We start from the raw sequence: 15505 nt of genomic DNA on the forward strand, positions 1-15505 counted from the left end.
CCGCCGCGAAGACGCCGAAAACAATGCGACGTTCTACATGCCCGCCTAACCTAGCGCATATGAGGGTTAGGGTGAGGGGCACTTATCGGCGATCTCCTGGGCCAAGGTGCGGGATCAATCCCGCACCGCCGGCCGTTCCTTGGCGCCTCAGCATCAGCGCTCTTGATCCCGGCATGAAAAGTTTGAATTTGGTTCTCACCCGTCTTCGGCCTAGAACCGCGCCAGGATCGGGGGCCACATGGACATCAAGAACATCGAGACCGGGACAGACGGCGCAGCCTTGATTGCTGAGCCGGGCGTATCGCCGACTTCTGGCGGCTTGGCGGCCGGTGTTGCGATGTGCCTGATGTCGATGTCTTCGATCCAGTTCGGCGCGGCACTGTCTTCGTCAGCCATTGCGACCTATGGCGTTGCCGGCGCCACCTGGCTGCGGCTTGCTTTCGCGGCGATCATCCTTGCCGTCGTCGTCAGACCTTCTCTGCTGCGTTATAGCGGCGCCCAATGGCGGGCGACATTGCTGCTCGGTACGACGACGGCCGCCATGACGCTCTGCTTCTTCGCTGCGATCCAGCGGCTGCCGCTCGGCCTGGCGATCGCCATCGATTTCCTCGGGCCGCTCTCGGTCGCCGTCTTCGGCTATGGTCTGACCTGGCGGCTCGCCTGGCCGTTGATCGCTGCGGCCGGCATTCTCTTCCTCGCCCATGACGGCGAAGGCTGGGTCGGCAATCTCCCGGGCGTCCTCTTTGCCCTCGGCTCTGCCGTGGGATGGGCGGTCTATATCCTGCTGACGAAGAAGGTCGGCGCTGCCTTCAAGGGGCTGGAAGGTCTCTCGATGTCGCTGATCGTTGCAGGCCTCGTCGCGACACCCTTCGGCCTTGCCGAGACGGGGGGCGCCTTCACGCTGAAGGGACTGGTCGAGGTTCTCGGCCTTGCCATCCTTGTGCCGCTCTTGCCCTATGCGCTGGAGATGGTGGCGCTGCGGCGCATGCCGGCGGCATCATTCGGCATCCTGATGAGCCTCGAACCGGCGCTCGGCGCGCTCGCCGGTTTTCTGATCCTCGCCCAGCCGATGACCGCGTTGCAGATGCTGGGTACGGCGCTCGTGGTGGCGGCCAGCGCCGGCGCCACCGCCTCGGCGGAAAGGGCCTGAGATCAGGCGGGTTTGCGCGCGGGATCGTCGAGCGCTGGATTGTAGAACAGCGACAGTATCAGGCTTTTGGCGATCCGCTCCGCCGTGGCCATGAACCAGGCCTTAGCCTCCGGCGACGGGGCGATATCGTCGAGCGTTGCGGCAAAAAGCGACAGCCACTTCGGAAAGAGATCCGGCGTCAGGTTCTGGACGTGAGTATGCGCCTGCACCGGCTTGCCGCCATAGGCGCCGCTTCGGAAGGCGACTGATGACCAGAAGCTCTTCATTTTCGCCATATGCTCCGGCCAGCGGCCGGACAGCTTGGCGTCGAACACCGGGCCGAGATCGGGATGCGTTAGCACGCGTGCGTAGAAGGTCTCGACCAGCCTGTCGATGAAGGCCGCGTCGACGCCCATCTCCCGCATTTCCGCCTCCGCCTTTTCGCGGATCGCCGCGACATGGGCAGGGCGGCCCTGAATGTCATTGTCCATTCCAAAACCCCGGCACCGCGTGATGCGGCAGCCTCCATATAGGTGTTTATGGCGGCGAGCCAAAGTCACCCGTGTCGCTTGCGTCAATCTGTCAGCTGGCCTGCCCCATCCACTTGACCGTCACCGCCTCCTTCTTTAGATTTAGAATAATTCTAAAAATTGGAGAAAGTCATGCTGGCGCGGTTTTTCAGATCCTCGAAACGATCTTTCGAGTCGCTGTCCGAGCAGGAGATCCTTGCCCTTGGGATCGCCTCCGAGGAAGACGATGCCCGCATCTATCTTGCCTATGCCGACAGGCTGCACCGCGAATTTCCGGCCTCGGCCAAGGTCTTCGAGGACATGGCCGAGGTCGAGGATACGCATCGCAAATCTTTGATCGAGATCCATCGCCAACGTTTCGGTGAGCGCATTCCGTTGATCCGGCGCGAGCATGTGGAGGGCTTCTACGAGCGCAAGCCCGACTGGCTCAGGGCAAACCTTTCGCTGGATGCGATGCGCCGGGAAACCGAGGCGATGGAGGAGCAGGCCTACCGTTTCTATGTCGAGGCGGCAAAACGGACCTCGGATGCCTCGACGCGTGAACTTCTCGGCGATCTCGCCCTCGCCGAACAGGGACATGAGGATATCGCCCGTATGCTGGGCGACAAACATACGCCCGCAGACGTCAAGCACGACGAGGACGCGACGGTGCATCGGCAATTCGTGCTGACCTATGTACAGCCGGGTCTTGCTGGGCTGATGGACGGCTCGGTCTCGACCCTGGCGCCGATCTTCGCCGCCGCCTTCGCCACCCAGGATACATGGCAGACCTTTCTTGTCGGTCTTTCGGCCTCCGTCGGCGCCGGCATTTCGATGGGCTTCACCGAAGCCGCCCATGACGACGGCAAGATCTCCGGCAGAGGCTCGCCGGTCAAGCGCGGCCTTGCCTGCGGCATCATGACCGCGCTCGGCGGCCTCGGCCACGCACTGCCCTATCTGATCCCGCATTTCTGGACGGCGACGATCACCGCCGCCATCGTCGTCTTCTTCGAACTCTGGGCAATCGCCTTCATCCAGAACCGCTACATGGAAACCCCTTTCCTGCGCGCCGCCTTCCAGGTGGTCCTCGGCGGCGGCCTGGTGCTCGGCGCGGGTATATTGATTGGGAATGGGTGAGGAGCGGTCGGCGAAGCCGAGCAATCGATCCAGTGAATCGATTGCAGCGACGAACGCCCTGAGCCCAAAGCGAAGGGCCGGGAGACGTTGCCTCATACTCGGCATCAAGCCGGTCGGGCGCAGCCCGAGCAATCGATCCAGTGAATCGATTGCAACAACGAAGGCCCTGAGCCCAGAGCGAAGGGCCGGGAAACGGTGCGTCATCCCAAACCCGCAAAACGAAAAAGGCCGGCAAACAGCCGGCCCTTTCCACATTCTCTATCGCAACCCTTACCGCAGCGCGCCGACCAGGACGTCGCGGCCGTTCTCGATGGTGACCCAGCGGCCGGCATTGTAGCTCGACTGGCGCTTGACGAAGGAATAGGGGGTCCCGAACCACGGCCTGACGTCGGAGGCGAGGTTGTCGAGTACGAAATCGCCCTCGGCGGTGCGCAGCGTCAGCACGGCATGGCCTTCGCCATCCGGCTTGCGCACGACGGTCATCAGCAGGTCGGCAGCCGAAAAGCCACGCTGGATCAGCATGCGGCGCTTCAAGAGCGCGAAATCCTCGCAGTCGCCGGCAGTGGTCGGATAGGCCCAGACCTCATCCTTGCCGTAGATTTCTTTGTCGGTCATCGGCGTGATCGTGCGATTGACCGTAGCGTTGACCGAACGCACGAGCGACCACTTCCCCGGGTTCATGGCGACCGGGCCTGCGTTGCGGTTTGCGCCGCATTCATTGCGGTGGATCTGACAGAAATCGTAGTGGCCGATCGGCTGTGAGGTGGCGTTGCCCGTTACCATTGAAGCATTTCTGCTTGGGGCCGGTATGGCGGCAGTCGCCATCGCAAACACGGCCATCATGGCCACAAAGATACCCTTGATCCGCACGCCCGCTCTTTCCTTGCATCGCCCCTTATTTATTAACAAAGTGTTAATGGAGAGGGCCCAAAAGAGTCAATCGTTACTTCTTGGGAGGACCTTGCGACTCGCGGACATGGTTAAAATGCAACGGGTTGGGGACCTGCATCAGGCGAATTTATCCGCCTCTGCCATTCAATCGGGCATCTGCCTATTTGTTGATGAACGGATGATGCCTTTGACGGCACTTAGGAGAAGCGCGATGTCGCCGGGGCGGGAAAGGCGATGGTCGCCGTCGCGGATGAAGGTCAGCACCACGTCGTCGGCGGGAAGATGTTCGACCAGTTTCATCGCATGTGCATGCGGCACGTCGGCGTCTTTCATGCCCTGGAGGATATGCACCGGGCAGCCTGTTTCAATGATGCCGTCGAGCACCCGGTTGTCGCGGCCATCCTCGATCAGTGCCCGCGTATAGATGTTCGGTTCCGGACTATATTGCGAGCGCTCTTCGAAATAGCCGCGCTCGGCAAGCGACTTGCGCTCCTTGGCCTTCAGGTTCGGCTCGATCAGCTCGGAGGTGAAATCTGGGGCCGGCGCGATCAGCACCATCCCTGCGAGTTTTGGCCCTGCGAGCTTCGGGCCTTCGCCGCCCTGTCGCGCAAGCTCCTGCGCCAGCCTGAGCGCGATCCAGCCGCCCATCGACGAGCCGACGAGGACTATCCGATCGGGCGCGACATGGCGGATGACGGCAAGCGCCTCCTCCAGCCAGCGCGAGATCGTGCCGTCGCCGAAGCTGCCGCCGGAAAGTCCGTGGCCGGAATAGTCGAGGCGGATGCAGGCGAGCCCAAGTTCCGCCGCCAGCCCGTCGAGTTCCACCGCCTTGGTGCCGCTCATGTCGGAGCGGTAACCGGACAGCCAGACGAGTGCCGGTGCGCCATTGCCCGCCTGCGCCGGCCGGACGAGCATGGCGATCTCACGCGCCGCCTCACCCTCGCCGACCGTCAGGAACTGCGGCTGGGCATTGGACAACTGATCGGACATCGGCGAAACTCCTGTTGTTTTGGCCTATAAAACAGATTCTTGGCAGGCTGACAGCGGGTGATTTTTCCGCTAAAGGATGATATTGACTCCGTTGCAGCGATGACGCGACACGTTTGTGCACCCCTGATTGGGAGCGCGATGCTGCAACGTTCCGAAACAACGCGAGGAGAATACGACCATTCGCAGACCTTTTAAAACCGACGCGCCCGTGAAGGACGGACCGCGCTCGAACCGTGAAATCCGCATTCCCAAAGTTCAGCTGATCGGGGCTGACGGTGAGAATATGGGCGTCGTGCCTACCGACCAGGCCTTGAGAATGGCGGAAGAAGCCGGCCTCGATCTCGTCGAAATTTCCCCCAATGTCGAACCGCCGGTGTGCAAGATCCTCGATCTGGGCAAGCTGAAATATGCCAACCAGAAGAAGGCTGCCGAGGCGCGCAAGAAGCAGAAGATCGTCGAAGTCAAAGAAATCAAGATGCGCCCGAACATCGACACCCATGATTATGAGGTGAAGATGAAGGCGATGGGTCGCTTCTTCGACGAAGGCGACAAGGTCAAGGTGACGCTGAAGTTCCGCGGCCGTGAAATGGCTCACCAGGAACTCGGCATGAAGCTTCTGCAGCAGGTCAAGGCCGATACGATCGAGTTCGCCAAGGTCGAAGCCGAACCCAAGCTCGAAGGCCGCCAGATGATGATGGTGCTGGCGCCGAAATAAGCGTCAGGCAGTTTTTCGCCCAAGGCCGTCCGCAAGGGCGGCTTTTGTGCTTTCTGCCATTCTGCTTTGGGCCGGTGTATTTTGGGATGCGCGAAGATTCCTCCGCGGCCCCGTTGCACTTTCATGACGCTGCGGTTATAAGCGCGCGTCCGAACTGACCGGCAGGGCATGCCGTGGCAGTTTCGAATGCTTGCGGAACGGTTCGTCGCCGATGCCGCAGATCAACAACAAACGCTCCCGCACCTTGTTGCGACGGCCGGAGAACCGGACTTCGCGAGAAGGGCTTTTTCGATAAAGCGCGCAGGGAGGACAGAAGGAGTAGCAAAATGCCCAAGATGAAGACGAAGTCCTCTGCCAAGAAGCGGTTCAAGATCACCGCAACCGGCAAGGTCAAGGCTGCCGCTGCCGGCAAGCGCCATGGCATGATCAAGCGTTCCAACAAGTTCATTCGCGATGCACGCGGCACCATGGTTCTCGCAGAACCGGATGGCCGCAAGGTTATCAAGAATTACCTGCCGAACGGTCTCTGAGACTCGTCCGCGAACGCTAGATTTAAGGAGATCATGATATGGCACGTGTCAAAAGAGGCGTCACCTCTCACGCCAAGCACAAGAAGGTTCTGAAGGCCGCAAAGGGCTTTTACGGCCGTCGCAAGAACACCATCCGTACCGCCAAGGCTGCTGTCGATCGTTCGAAGCAGTACGCCTACCGCGACCGCAAGGTCAACAAGCGCAACTTCCGCGCGCTTTGGATCCAGCGCATCAACGCCGCCGTGCGTGAATTCGGCCTGACCTATGGCCGCTTCATCGACGGCCTGAACAAGGCTGGCATCGAAGTCGACCGCAAGGTTCTCTCCGACATGGCGATCCACGAGCCGGAAGCATTCGGCGCGCTGGTCAGCGCTGCCAAGAAGGCTCTTGAATACCTCAAGGAAGCCGGCACGGCGAACGAGTTTGAAGGCGCGGTCCGTTGAGCCGCGCGCGTTCGTAAGAACGCGCAAAAGCTGGCTCAACTGCTTTAAGTGGCGCATGTACCTTTCGAGCGGGCGCGCCCGCTCGGGACATGCGCTACCAGCGCTTCCCAAGCTTTGAAGTTATGATTTTGGGAAACCCGCGCTGGTTTGGGCTAGCGCGGGTTTTTCTTTCTTTATATTCCTGGCGCCGGCCGGCGCCGCCTGCCTCCCGATCGCCCGCCTGATACTGGACGGAAAGAAGTGACAATGTCAGATATCGACCAGCTCAACACATCGCTGCTCGCCGAAATCGCCGCCGCCGATGACGAGACGGCGCTCGAAGCCGTGCGCGTTTCCGCCCTCGGCAAGAAGGGCTCCGTCTCCGAACTGTTGAAGACGCTCGGCGCCATGACGCCGGAAGAGCGACAGAGCAAGGGTGCTGCGATCAACGTTCTAAAGAACGCGGTGACCGAGGCGCTCACCGCCCGCAAGACGACGCTGCGGCAAGCGGCGATCGATGCGCGGCTGAAGGCCGAGACGGTCGATGTCAGCCTGCCGGTGCGCTCTTCGCCCGCCGAGCGCGGCCGTATCCATCCGATCAGCCAGATCGTCGACGAAATCACCGCGATCTTCGCCGACATGGGTTTCTCGATCGCCGAAGGTCCCGACATCGAGACCGATTATTACAATTTCACCGCGCTGAATTTCCCCGAGGGCCATCCGGCCCGCGAGATGCACGACACCTTCTTCTTCAATCCAGATGAGAATGGCGAGCGCAAGGTCCTGCGCACCCATACCTCGCCGGTGCAGGTGCGCACCATGGAGGCGCAGACACCGCCGATCCGCATCATCATTCCCGGCAAGACCTACCGCCAGGACTCGGACGCCACCCATTCGCCGATGTTCCATCAGGTCGAGGGCCTGGTCGTCGACAAGAAGGCCAATGTCGCCAACCTCCGCTGGGTGCTGGAAGAATTCTGCAAGACCTTCTTCGAGGTCGACAGCGTGACGATGCGTTTTCGCCCGTCCTTCTTCCCCTTCACCGAGCCCTCCTTCGAGGTCGATATCCAGTGCGACCGCTCCGGTCCGATCGTCAAGTTCGGCGAGGGCACCGATTGGATGGAGATCCTCGGCTGCGGCATGGTCCACCCGAACGTGCTGCGTTACGGCGGGCTCGATCCGGACGAATATCAGGGTTTTGCCTGGGGCATGGGCCTCGATCGCATCGCCATGCTGAAATACGGCATGCCCGACCTGCGCGACTTCTTCAACGCCGACGTCCGCTGGATGACGCATTACGGCTTCCGCCCGCTCGACATGCCGACGCTGTTCGGCGGCCTCAGCGCTTGAACGGAGAATTGGGACGATGAAATTCACGCTCTCCTGGCTGAAAGAGCATCTGGAAACGGATGCCGGCCTCGATGAAATCTGCACGCGCCTCACCGAGATCGGGCTGGAGGTCGAGGATGTCGACGACAAGGCGGCATTCAAGCCCTTTGTTATCGCGCGAGTCATCTCGGCCGAAAAACATCCCCAGGCCGATCGCCTGAAGGTGCTGATGGTCGACACCGGTTCCGGCGCACCCGTCCAGGTCGTCTGCGGCGCCCCGAATGCGCGCGCCGGTCTCGTCGGCGCCTTCGCAGCCCCCGGAACCTATGTTCCCGGCATCGACGTGACGCTCGCCGTCGGCAATATCCGCGGCGTCGAAAGCCATGGCATGATGTGCTCCGAAAAGGAGCTGCAGATCTCCGACAGTCACGACGGCATCATCGATCTGCCCGAGGATGCGCCGGTCGGCCAGAGTTATGCCGCCTATGCTCATCTTGACGATCCCCTCATCGAGATCAACCTGACGCCCAACCGGCCGGACTGCACCTCGATCCACGGCATCGCCCGCGATCTCGCCGCCTCCGGCCTCGGCACGCTGAAGACGCGGCCCGCCCCGTCCTTCGCCGTCGAAGGCGAGACGCCGGTGAAGCTGACGCTCGATCTCGACGATCCGAAGCTCTGCCCGGGTTTTGCGCTCCGCCTCGTGCGGGGCGTCAGAAACGGCCCGAGCCCGCGCTGGATGCAGCAGCGGCTGATTGCCATCGGCCTGCGCCCGATCAACGCGCTTGTCGATGTCACCAACTACATGACCTTCGATCAGGGGCGGCCGATCCACGTCTTCGACGCTGCCAAGATCAACGGCAACCTGACCGTCCGCCGTGCCGCCGAAGGCGAGACGGTGCTGGCGCTCGACCAGAGCGAATACAAGCTGTCGCCGAACAACGTCGTCATCTCCGATGACAACGGCATCGAATCGATCGGCGGCATCATGGGCGGCGAACATTCCGGCTGCGACGAGAGCACCGTCGACGTGTTGATCGAATCCGCCCTCTGGGACCCGATGAACATCGCCAAAGCAGGCCGCAGCCTCGGCATCATCACCGATGCCCGCTACCGCTTCGAACGCGGCGTCGATCCGGACTATATGGTCCCCGGTCTCGAACGCACGACGGAACTGGTGCTGGAACTTTGCGGCGGCAGGGCCGCCAAGGCCGAGATCGTCGGTTACCAGGGTCATGAGCCGAAGATCGTCGATTTCCCCTATTCGGAGGTCAAGCGTCTGACGGGCCTCGACGTCTCGAATGAGGAAAGCAACACGATTCTGACGCGCCTCGGCTTCACCGTCTCCGGTTCCGGCGAGCGCGTCTCCGTCGCTGTCCCCTCCTGGCGCCCCGATGTCGACGGCAAGGCCGATCTCGTCGAAGAAGTAATGCGCATTCACGGCGTCGACAATATCAAGCCGTCGCCGCTCGAAAGCCATGCGGCCGTCAACGGCAAGATCCTGACGACGCTGCAGATCCGCAGCCGCCTCGCCAAGCGCGCGCTCGCCGCGCGCGGCATGCTCGAAGCCGTCACCTGGTCTTTCATTCCGGAAGACCAGGCAAAGCTCTTCGGCGGCGGTTCCCCGATGCTCAAGCTTGCCAACCCGATCGCCGCCGAAATGTCGGATATGCGCCCCTCGCTGCTGCCGGGCCTGCTGACTGCAGCGCAACGCAATGCCGACAAGGGTTACGGCGACGTCGCCCTCTTCGAGGTCTCCGGCACTTATGAGAACGACAGGCCTGAGGGTCAGCGCCGCGTGGCCGGCGGCATTCGCCGCGGCACGGCTTCGCTTGCCGGCGCCGGTCGCGCCTGGTCGAACCCCGCCAAGGGTGGCGGCAAGCCGGTCGACGTCTTTGACGCCAAGGCCGACGCGCTCGCCGTCATCGAAGCCTGCGGCCTGCCGATGGGCAATATCCAGATCGAGCAAGGCGGGCCGGAATGGTATCATCCCGGCCGCTCCGGCACGATCAAGATGGGGCCGAAGGTCGTGCTCGGCTATTTCGGTGAATTCCATCCGTTAACGCTGGAAGCGCTAGATGTCTCAGGCGCTCTGTGCGGCTTCGAGGTCTATGTCGACGCCATGCCGGAGGCCAAGCGCAAGGCGACGCGCACCAAGCCGGCGCTCGAGCTGTCGCCTTTCCAGGTGGTGCGGCGCGACTTCGCCTTCGTCGTCGACAAGACGGTGGAAGCCGGCGCCATCGTCAAGGCCGCGACCGGCGCTGACCGCAAGCTGGTGACCGGCGTCAATGTCTTCGATATTTTCGAGGGCGCATCGGTTGGCGACGGCAAGAAGTCGGTGGCGATCGAGGTGCAGATCCAGCCGGTCGAGCGCACGCTGACGGACGAGGATTTCGAGGTGCTGACGCAGAAGATCGTCGCCAGCGTCATGAAATTCACCGGCGGTGTCCTCAGAAGCTGAGCGTCACCCAACGTCGCCAGATAACGGATCGGTCGCGAATGGCGGCCGGTCTTTTCACCGATGCAGATGGAAGAGTTTGCTGACGATCGTCCAGCGGCCGTCGATCTTCAACAGCGAGAGATAGTCGGTAAAGCGCATTCCGGCGAAATCGTCGGTGACCTTGACGCTTGCCGCATCGCCCTCGACGTCGACACTCTGAATGTCCATGTAGGGCTGCGTGCCGGGCGGCGCCGGCTCCTCCTGCAGGATCGCGGCGATGAATTCGTCCCGCGTCAGCCATTCGACGGCATTTTCGTAATGGCCGATGATCGAGCTTTTCGGATGAAAGGCCTTTTTCAAGGCTGCCTCATTGGCGAAGGCCATGCCTTCGACATAGAGATGAACCGTCTGTTCGACTGCCTGCCTGTCCGACATATTTTCATCCCGTTCTCAGAGATGGCGTTAGATAGTTTCGCCAGCGCCGAAGGCAAGCCCGGCCGGTTGTGGCCGACCGGGCTTTCGCTCTCTGCTTCGGTAGGGGTTCAGATGTTCGTCATGGCAAGCGAGGCGTCCGAATAGCGCTTGCCGGCAACCTGTCCGGCGGGGATGATCTCTTCAAGCCTCGCGAGTTCCGCCGGGCTCAGGGCGATATCGGCGGCAGCGGCGTTCTGTTCGAGATGATGAAGCTTGCGGGCGCCGGGGATCGGTACGATGTCGTCACCCTGGTTCAACACCCAGGCGAGCGCCAGCTGTGCTGCCGTCACGCCCTTTTCGGCGGCAAGCCGCTCGAGAGTCACGACGAGGGCGGCATTGGCGTCGAAATTTTCCGCCTGGAACCGCGGCACCTGCCGGCGGAAATCGTCCGCATCGAGATCCTCCGCCTTGCGGATTGCCCCGGTCAGAAAGCCGCGGCCGAGCGGGCTGTAGGGCACGAAACCGATGCCGAGTTCGCGGCATGTCGCAAGCACCTCCTCTTCCGGATCGCGCGTCCAGAGCGAATATTCGCTCTGGAGGGCTGCGATCGGATGGACTGCATGGGCGCGGCGAATGGTGGCGCTGCCGGCTTCCGAAAGCCCGAGCGCCCGGACTTTTCCTTCCTTCACCAGCTCCGCCATGACGCCGACTGTCTCTTCGATCGGCACGTCGGGATCGACCCGGTGCTGGTAGAAGAGGTCGATGGTTTCGATGCCGAGGCGTTTCAGCGAGGCCTCGGCCACGGTTCGCACGTGCTCGGGGCGGCTGTCGACGCCGGCGATGGCGGCAATACCCGGCTTGCTGGCATCGATCTTGAAGCCGAATTTGGTGGCGATCACCACGCGGTCGCGGAACGGCTTCAGCGCTTTGCCGAGCAGAGCCTCGTTGGTGAAGGGACCATAGACTTCGGCGGTGTCGAAGAAAGTGACGCCGAGATCGATGGCGCGATGCAGTGTCTTGATCGATTCCGCATCGTCGCTGGCGCCATAGGCAAAGCTCATGCCCATGCAGCCAAGACCGACGGCAGAGACGGTCAGATCGTTTCCGAGTTTCCGGGTTTTCATGATGCGCTCCTTTGTGAGCAGTTTTGCACCGCTTGATCGGTTGTTGCAGTACGGGCAGACCTTATCGCTGCGCTATCCATCAGAAAATACATGCAGTTTCTAACAGGTTGTTCTATTATTTCGATCAATGAACAGAACCCAGCTCTCGCAACTCGCCGTTCTCGCCGCCGTCTCGGAGCATCGCAGCTTCCGGGCTGCGGCGAAGGAACTCCTCGTCGCGCCCTCGGCCATCAGCCATGCGATCTCCAGCCTCGAAAACAGTCTGGGGGTGCGGCTGCTGGCGCGGACCACCCGCAGCGTCGCGCCGACGGAAGAGGGCCGACTGCTGCTTGAAAGACTTCGTCCCGCACTCGAGGAGATCGATATCGCCTTGGAGGCCGTCCGCGATACGCGCGGCAAGCCGGCCGGAAACCTGCGCATCACGGCACCGCGCTTCGCCTCCGATCTGCTGCTCGCCCCGCGGCTCGGCGACTTTCTCAACCTCTATCCCGATATCACCCTGGAGATCGCCAATGAGGACGGCTTCACCGATATCGTCAAGGAGGGTTTCGATGCCGGCATCCGGCTGGAGGAGAGCCTGGAGGCTGATATGATCGCGGTCAGGATCTCGCCCAATCTGACGACGGTGATCGCCGCTTCGCCCGAATATTTCGAGCATCATCCAAAGCCCGAGCATCCGCGTGATCTCGTCCATCACCGCTGCATCAAGCGGCGCTTCACCAACGGCTCGATCTATCGCTGGGAATTCGAAAAGGACGGGCAGGAACTCGTCGTTTCGGTCGATGGGCCGCTGATCGTCAGCGAGGACCGGCTGGCCCTGCTTGCAGCGCTGAACGGCGCCGGCCTTGCCTATCTTTTCGACATGCGGGTCTATGACGAACTGGCGGGCGGCACACTTGTGCGGGTGCTGGAAGATTGGTGCGCGCCCTATTCCGGGCCGTTTCTCTATTACCCCACCCGGCGGCAGATGCGCCCGGCGCTACGCGCCTTCATCGATTTTTTTAGGTATAGCGAGCAGGATACGGGCGGCCCGTAGGAATGGGGACAGGCCGCCCGTTCGCATTATTTGATCAGGCAGCCTTTGCCTTCTGGTTCGCCGCCGTGGTGGCGAGCTGCGAGAGGGTCTTGTCGGTGGCCGTTTCCTGCTGCAGCGTCTGGTCGAGCAGGCCGACGACTTCCTTGAGGCCGAGCGTTGCGGCCCAGGTCTTCAGCGTGCCGTAACGGGCGATTTCATAATGCTCGACGGCCTGGGCGGCCGAAATCAGGCCGGCATCGAGAGCCGCCGTGCCCTTGAATTCCTCCATGATTTCCTCGCCCTCGGCGATGATGCCCTGGATCGCCTCGCAAGTCTTGCCCTGGGCGCGTTTGCCGATCAGTTCGAAAACCTGCTGCAGGCGTTCGACCTGGCCTTCGGTTTCCTCGCGGTGTTTTTCGAAGCCCTTCTTCAGTTCGGGGGATTGGGCGGCGCGCGCCATCTTCGGCAGCGCGCGCAATATCTGCCGTTCGGCGAAGTAGATGTCCTTCAGCGTATCGTAGAAGAGATCTTCCAACGTCTTTTCCTTGGCCATTTTCTCGATCCTTGTTCTGGGGAAAACCGCGAATGCGGCGACACATTAAGAAGAGAAGATCGCGCTAATTGTTCCCGATCGATTTCGGGTGGACTGTAAATCGGTGCCGGGCGATGATTCCTGCCATCGATGCGCAGGAGAACGACGTCATGCGAAAGCCGAATTCGATGAAGGGTCTGGAGGATCTCGGCCGTGTGCGCCTCTCGCAAAACTTCTTTCTCCGCGATTTCCTGCATTCCGAAATCGCCGATTTCTACCGCATCCCCAATATCCCCGAGGATCCCGATCTGGCGATCGAGACAGGCAAGAGGCTCTGCGAGGAATTGCTGGAGCCGCTAGAGGCGACGTTCGGGCGCCTGCATATCCGTTCCGGCTATCGTTCGCCTGCGGTCAACAGGTTCGGCAATGAGAACAAACTGAACTGCTCGACCAATGCCGCCACATCAGCGCATCACATCTGGGATATGAGAGATTTTGACGGCTGCATGGGTGCAGCCGTCTGCATTGCCGTGCCGTGGATGATCGACCACTACCACAATGAAAGCGACTGGCAGCGGCTCGCCTGGTGGATTCACGACCACCTGCCTTATGCCTCGCTCTGCTTCTTCCCGAAGCTCTGGGCCTTCAATATCCAGTGGCACGAACGGCCGAAGCGGGTGATCCAGAGTTATGTCAGCCCGCGCGGCATCCTGACCAAATCCGGCATGGCCAATTGGGAAGGTGATCATGCCGCCTTTTACGAAGGCTTTCCCCCGCTCAGAAACTGATGCGGTGCTCAGAAGGTGATGCGATAGCGGATATGGCCGTCGCTCTCGACATAGCTGTCGTAGAGCGCCCGCGCCGTTCTGTTCTGCTCGCTCGTATGCCAATAGAGCCGCGACCAGCCCTTGGCTTTGCAGGTTGAAACGAGATCGTCCATCAGTGCCCGCCCGACGCCTTTGCCGCGCGCTTCGGCATCGACGAACAGGTCTTCGAGATAGCAGTCCCTGCCGCGGATCCACGTGCTCTCATGGGTGAGATAAAGCGCAAATCCCATGATCCGGCCGTCGATTTCGGCGACGCGCATCGCGATTGCCGACGCCGGATCGAAGACCCGGCGCCATGTGGAATCGGTGATATCGGCATCGACCGTGACGTCGTAAAAGACCAGATAGGCCGCCCAGAGCTCGCGCCAGCGGGCTTCGTCCTCGGGGCGGGCCTCACGTATCGACGGTCATGGCGTCTCTTTCTTTCAGGCCCCGGCTTCGTCGAGCAGCGCCATCGCATCATCGGAAAGCGCAAGTGTCGCCGATTTCGCCAGGCTTTCAAGCTGCGAAAGACTGGTCGCGCTGGCGATCGGCGCCGTCACGCCCTTCTTGCGCAGCAGCCAGGCGAGCGATATTTCCGCAGGCTTGGCGCCTGTCTCGGCCGAAACCGTGTCGAGCGCGGCCAGGATGCGCAGGCCCTTGTCGTCGAGATATTTCGAAACCCGACCCTCGCGTGCGCGGCCTTCCGTATCGGCCTTGCTGCGGTATTTGCCGGTGAGGAAGCCGGCGGCGAGGCTGAAATAGGTGATGACGCCGATGTCTTCCTTGACGCAGAGATCGGCAAGCGGCCCCTCGAAGCTCGAACGTTCATAGAGATTATATTCCGGCTGCAACACATCGTAACGCGGCAATCCGGCCTTTTCGGCAGCGTCGAAGGATGCCTGAAGCAGTTTCGCATCATAATTCGAGCAGCCGATGGCGCGGATCTTGCCCTGCTGCTTCAGCTTGGCATAGGCGCCGAGCGTTTCCTCGTGCGGCGTATCTTCATCCGGCCAGTGCGACAGATAGACGTCGATATAGTCGGTCTGCAACCGGCGCAGCGAATCCTCGACCGCCTTCAGGATATAGGTCTCCTTCAGCGTCTTTCCCTGTCCCATGTCGGAACCGACCTTGGTGACGATGACGGCCTTATCGCGGGAAACCTTGGCTTGGCTTAGCCACCGCCCGATGATCTCCTCGGAATCGCCGCCCTTGTTGCCCGGAACCCACGAGGAATAGACATCGGCCGTATCGATCGTATTCAGGCCCGCATCGAAGAAGGCGTCGAGAATGGCGAAGGATGTTTTTTCGTCGGCCGTCCAGCCGAAGACATTGCCGCCGATGACGATCGGCGCGACCGAAAGACCTGTTTTTCCAAGCCGGCGCATTTCCATGACGCTCTCCAGAAGTGTGAAGGAATTGAAATTGCGGATACGGCAGAACGCCGCCCTGACCAATTTAGTGCGATCCGCGCATCCGGGAAGGCAAACTTCCGTGATTTCGGGCCGCGCCATTGCGCCAC

Annotated in this window: 17 protein-coding genes; 9 read left to right on the forward strand and 8 right to left on the reverse strand. The window is 61.5% G+C overall.

Features of this window, described 5'->3' with window-relative positions; genetic code table 11:
* Positions 1-238: 238 nt before the first annotated feature.
* Positions 239-1150: an EamA family transporter gene (locus tag A6U98_RS04800; RefSeq protein ID WP_064648321.1), complete on the forward strand. Its 912-nt coding sequence runs from the start codon at positions 239-241 to the stop codon at positions 1148-1150.
* Between the two features lie 2 nt (positions 1151-1152).
* Here A6U98_RS04800 and A6U98_RS04805 read toward each other — a convergent pair whose 3' ends face one another.
* Positions 1153-1620, reverse strand: a complete 468-nt coding sequence (locus tag A6U98_RS04805) for a truncated hemoglobin (RefSeq protein WP_064648322.1) — start codon at positions 1618-1620, stop codon at positions 1153-1155.
* A gap of 171 nt (positions 1621-1791) precedes the next feature.
* Between A6U98_RS04805 and mbfA the strand changes: the two genes are divergently transcribed.
* Positions 1792-2775 carry an iron exporter MbfA gene (gene mbfA / locus A6U98_RS04810; RefSeq protein ID WP_064648323.1) on the forward strand — a complete coding sequence of 328 codons (984 nt, stop codon included), beginning with the start codon at positions 1792-1794 and terminating at the stop codon, positions 2773-2775.
* Between the two features lie 270 nt (positions 2776-3045).
* Here the strand turns inward: mbfA and A6U98_RS04815 are convergent, their stop codons facing one another.
* Both A6U98_RS04815 and A6U98_RS04820 read right to left on the reverse strand, forming a co-directional pair.
* The gene (locus tag A6U98_RS04815) at positions 3046-3645 is read right to left on the reverse strand and encodes a transglutaminase-like cysteine peptidase (RefSeq protein ID WP_064648324.1); all 600 of its coding nucleotides are present in this window, start codon (positions 3643-3645) and stop codon (positions 3046-3048) included.
* 165 nt (positions 3646-3810) lie between these two features.
* Positions 3811-4656: an alpha/beta hydrolase gene (locus A6U98_RS04820; RefSeq protein WP_064648325.1), complete on the reverse strand. Its 846-nt coding sequence runs from the start codon at positions 4654-4656 to the stop codon at positions 3811-3813.
* A gap of 178 nt (positions 4657-4834) precedes the next feature.
* Between A6U98_RS04820 and infC the strand changes: the two genes are divergently transcribed.
* The 5 genes from infC to pheT all read left to right on the forward strand — a co-directional run bounded on the left by infC (position 4835) and on the right by pheT (position 10113).
* Positions 4835-5371, forward strand: a complete 537-nt coding sequence (gene infC, locus A6U98_RS04825; protein ID WP_075225634.1) for a translation initiation factor IF-3 — start codon at positions 4835-4837, stop codon at positions 5369-5371.
* A gap of 326 nt (positions 5372-5697) precedes the next feature.
* A complete protein-coding gene (gene rpmI / locus A6U98_RS04830; protein ID WP_003544621.1) occupies positions 5698-5901 on the forward strand; it encodes a 50S ribosomal protein L35 in 204 nt (67 codons plus the stop codon).
* A gap of 38 nt (positions 5902-5939) precedes the next feature.
* Entirely contained in the window at positions 5940-6344 is a 405-nt protein-coding gene (gene rplT / locus A6U98_RS04835) for a 50S ribosomal protein L20 (protein WP_025396750.1), read from the forward strand.
* A gap of 246 nt (positions 6345-6590) precedes the next feature.
* A complete protein-coding gene (pheS, locus tag A6U98_RS04840) occupies positions 6591-7673 on the forward strand; it encodes a phenylalanine--tRNA ligase subunit alpha (protein ID WP_024322278.1) in 1083 nt (360 codons plus the stop codon).
* 16 nt (positions 7674-7689) lie between these two features.
* Positions 7690-10113: a phenylalanine--tRNA ligase subunit beta gene (gene pheT / locus A6U98_RS04845; RefSeq protein WP_064648326.1), complete on the forward strand. Its 2424-nt coding sequence runs from the start codon at positions 7690-7692 to the stop codon at positions 10111-10113.
* A 54-nt stretch (positions 10114-10167) separates the two neighbouring features.
* On the opposite strand, the gene A6U98_RS04850 is transcribed toward pheT, so the two are convergent.
* Both A6U98_RS04850 and A6U98_RS04855 read right to left on the reverse strand, forming a co-directional pair.
* On the reverse strand, positions 10168-10527 hold the full coding sequence (locus A6U98_RS04850) for a nuclear transport factor 2 family protein (protein WP_003544625.1): 360 nt from the start codon (positions 10525-10527) through the stop codon (positions 10168-10170).
* A gap of 107 nt (positions 10528-10634) precedes the next feature.
* Positions 10635-11630 (reverse strand): aldo/keto reductase, encoded by a 996-nt coding sequence (locus A6U98_RS04855; RefSeq protein ID WP_064648327.1) that lies wholly within the window; start codon positions 11628-11630, stop codon positions 10635-10637.
* A gap of 127 nt (positions 11631-11757) precedes the next feature.
* Between A6U98_RS04855 and A6U98_RS04860 the strand changes: the two genes are divergently transcribed.
* A complete protein-coding gene (locus A6U98_RS04860) occupies positions 11758-12666 on the forward strand; it encodes a LysR family transcriptional regulator (protein WP_064648328.1) in 909 nt (302 codons plus the stop codon).
* Between the two features lie 34 nt (positions 12667-12700).
* On the opposite strand, the gene A6U98_RS04865 is transcribed toward A6U98_RS04860, so the two are convergent.
* Positions 12701-13198, reverse strand: coding sequence for a ferritin-like domain-containing protein (locus A6U98_RS04865; protein ID WP_003544628.1), 498 nt, complete (start codon positions 13196-13198; stop codon positions 12701-12703).
* Positions 13199-13311: 113 nt separating this feature from the next.
* On the opposite strand from A6U98_RS04865, the gene A6U98_RS04870 reads away from it, so the two are divergent.
* On the forward strand, positions 13312-13965 hold the full coding sequence (locus A6U98_RS04870; RefSeq protein WP_064648329.1) for a hypothetical protein: 654 nt from the start codon (positions 13312-13314) through the stop codon (positions 13963-13965).
* 8 nt (positions 13966-13973) lie between these two features.
* Here A6U98_RS04870 and A6U98_RS04875 read toward each other — a convergent pair whose 3' ends face one another.
* Positions 13974-14405 carry a GNAT family N-acetyltransferase gene (locus A6U98_RS04875; RefSeq protein ID WP_064648330.1) on the reverse strand — a complete coding sequence of 144 codons (432 nt, stop codon included), beginning with the start codon at positions 14403-14405 and terminating at the stop codon, positions 13974-13976.
* Between the two features lie 24 nt (positions 14406-14429).
* Positions 14430-15377, reverse strand: a complete 948-nt coding sequence (locus A6U98_RS04880; RefSeq protein ID WP_064648691.1) for an aldo/keto reductase — start codon at positions 15375-15377, stop codon at positions 14430-14432.
* Positions 15378-15505: the final 128 nt, after the last annotated feature.

Origin of the sequence: Rhizobium sp. WYCCWR10014 (assembly GCF_001657485.1) — a bacterium.
Lineage (GTDB): Bacteria > Pseudomonadota > Alphaproteobacteria > Rhizobiales > Rhizobiaceae > Rhizobium.

Excerpts from the sequence above, each read along its gene's own strand:
- pheT (WP_064648326.1), top strand. The coding sequence starts at position 7,690 with ATGAAATTCACGCTCTCCTGGCTGAAAGAGCATCTGGAAACGGATGCC.
- A6U98_RS04805 (WP_064648322.1), bottom strand. The coding sequence starts at position 1,620 with ATGGACAATGACATTCAGGGCCGCCCTGCCCATGTCGCGGCGATCCGC.
- rplT (WP_025396750.1), top strand. The coding sequence starts at position 5,940 with ATGGCACGTGTCAAAAGAGGCGTCACCTCTCACGCCAAGCACAAGAAG.
- A6U98_RS04880 (WP_064648691.1), bottom strand. The coding sequence starts at position 15,377 with ATGGAAATGCGCCGGCTTGGAAAAACAGGTCTTTCGGTCGCGCCGATC.
- A6U98_RS04850 (WP_003544625.1), bottom strand. The coding sequence starts at position 10,527 with ATGTCGGACAGGCAGGCAGTCGAACAGACGGTTCATCTCTATGTCGAA.
- rpmI (WP_003544621.1), top strand. The coding sequence starts at position 5,698 with ATGCCCAAGATGAAGACGAAGTCCTCTGCCAAGAAGCGGTTCAAGATC.
- A6U98_RS04860 (WP_064648328.1), top strand. The coding sequence starts at position 11,758 with ATGAACAGAACCCAGCTCTCGCAACTCGCCGTTCTCGCCGCCGTCTCG.
- pheS (WP_024322278.1), top strand. The coding sequence starts at position 6,591 with ATGTCAGATATCGACCAGCTCAACACATCGCTGCTCGCCGAAATCGCC.
- A6U98_RS04820 (WP_064648325.1), bottom strand. The coding sequence starts at position 4,656 with ATGTCCGATCAGTTGTCCAATGCCCAGCCGCAGTTCCTGACGGTCGGC.
- A6U98_RS04865 (WP_003544628.1), bottom strand. The coding sequence starts at position 13,198 with ATGGCCAAGGAAAAGACGTTGGAAGATCTCTTCTACGATACGCTGAAG.
- mbfA (WP_064648323.1), top strand. The coding sequence starts at position 1,792 with ATGCTGGCGCGGTTTTTCAGATCCTCGAAACGATCTTTCGAGTCGCTG.
- A6U98_RS04870 (WP_064648329.1), top strand. The coding sequence starts at position 13,312 with ATGATTCCTGCCATCGATGCGCAGGAGAACGACGTCATGCGAAAGCCG.
- A6U98_RS04855 (WP_064648327.1), bottom strand. The coding sequence starts at position 11,630 with ATGAAAACCCGGAAACTCGGAAACGATCTGACCGTCTCTGCCGTCGGT.
- A6U98_RS04800 (WP_064648321.1), top strand. The coding sequence starts at position 239 with ATGGACATCAAGAACATCGAGACCGGGACAGACGGCGCAGCCTTGATT.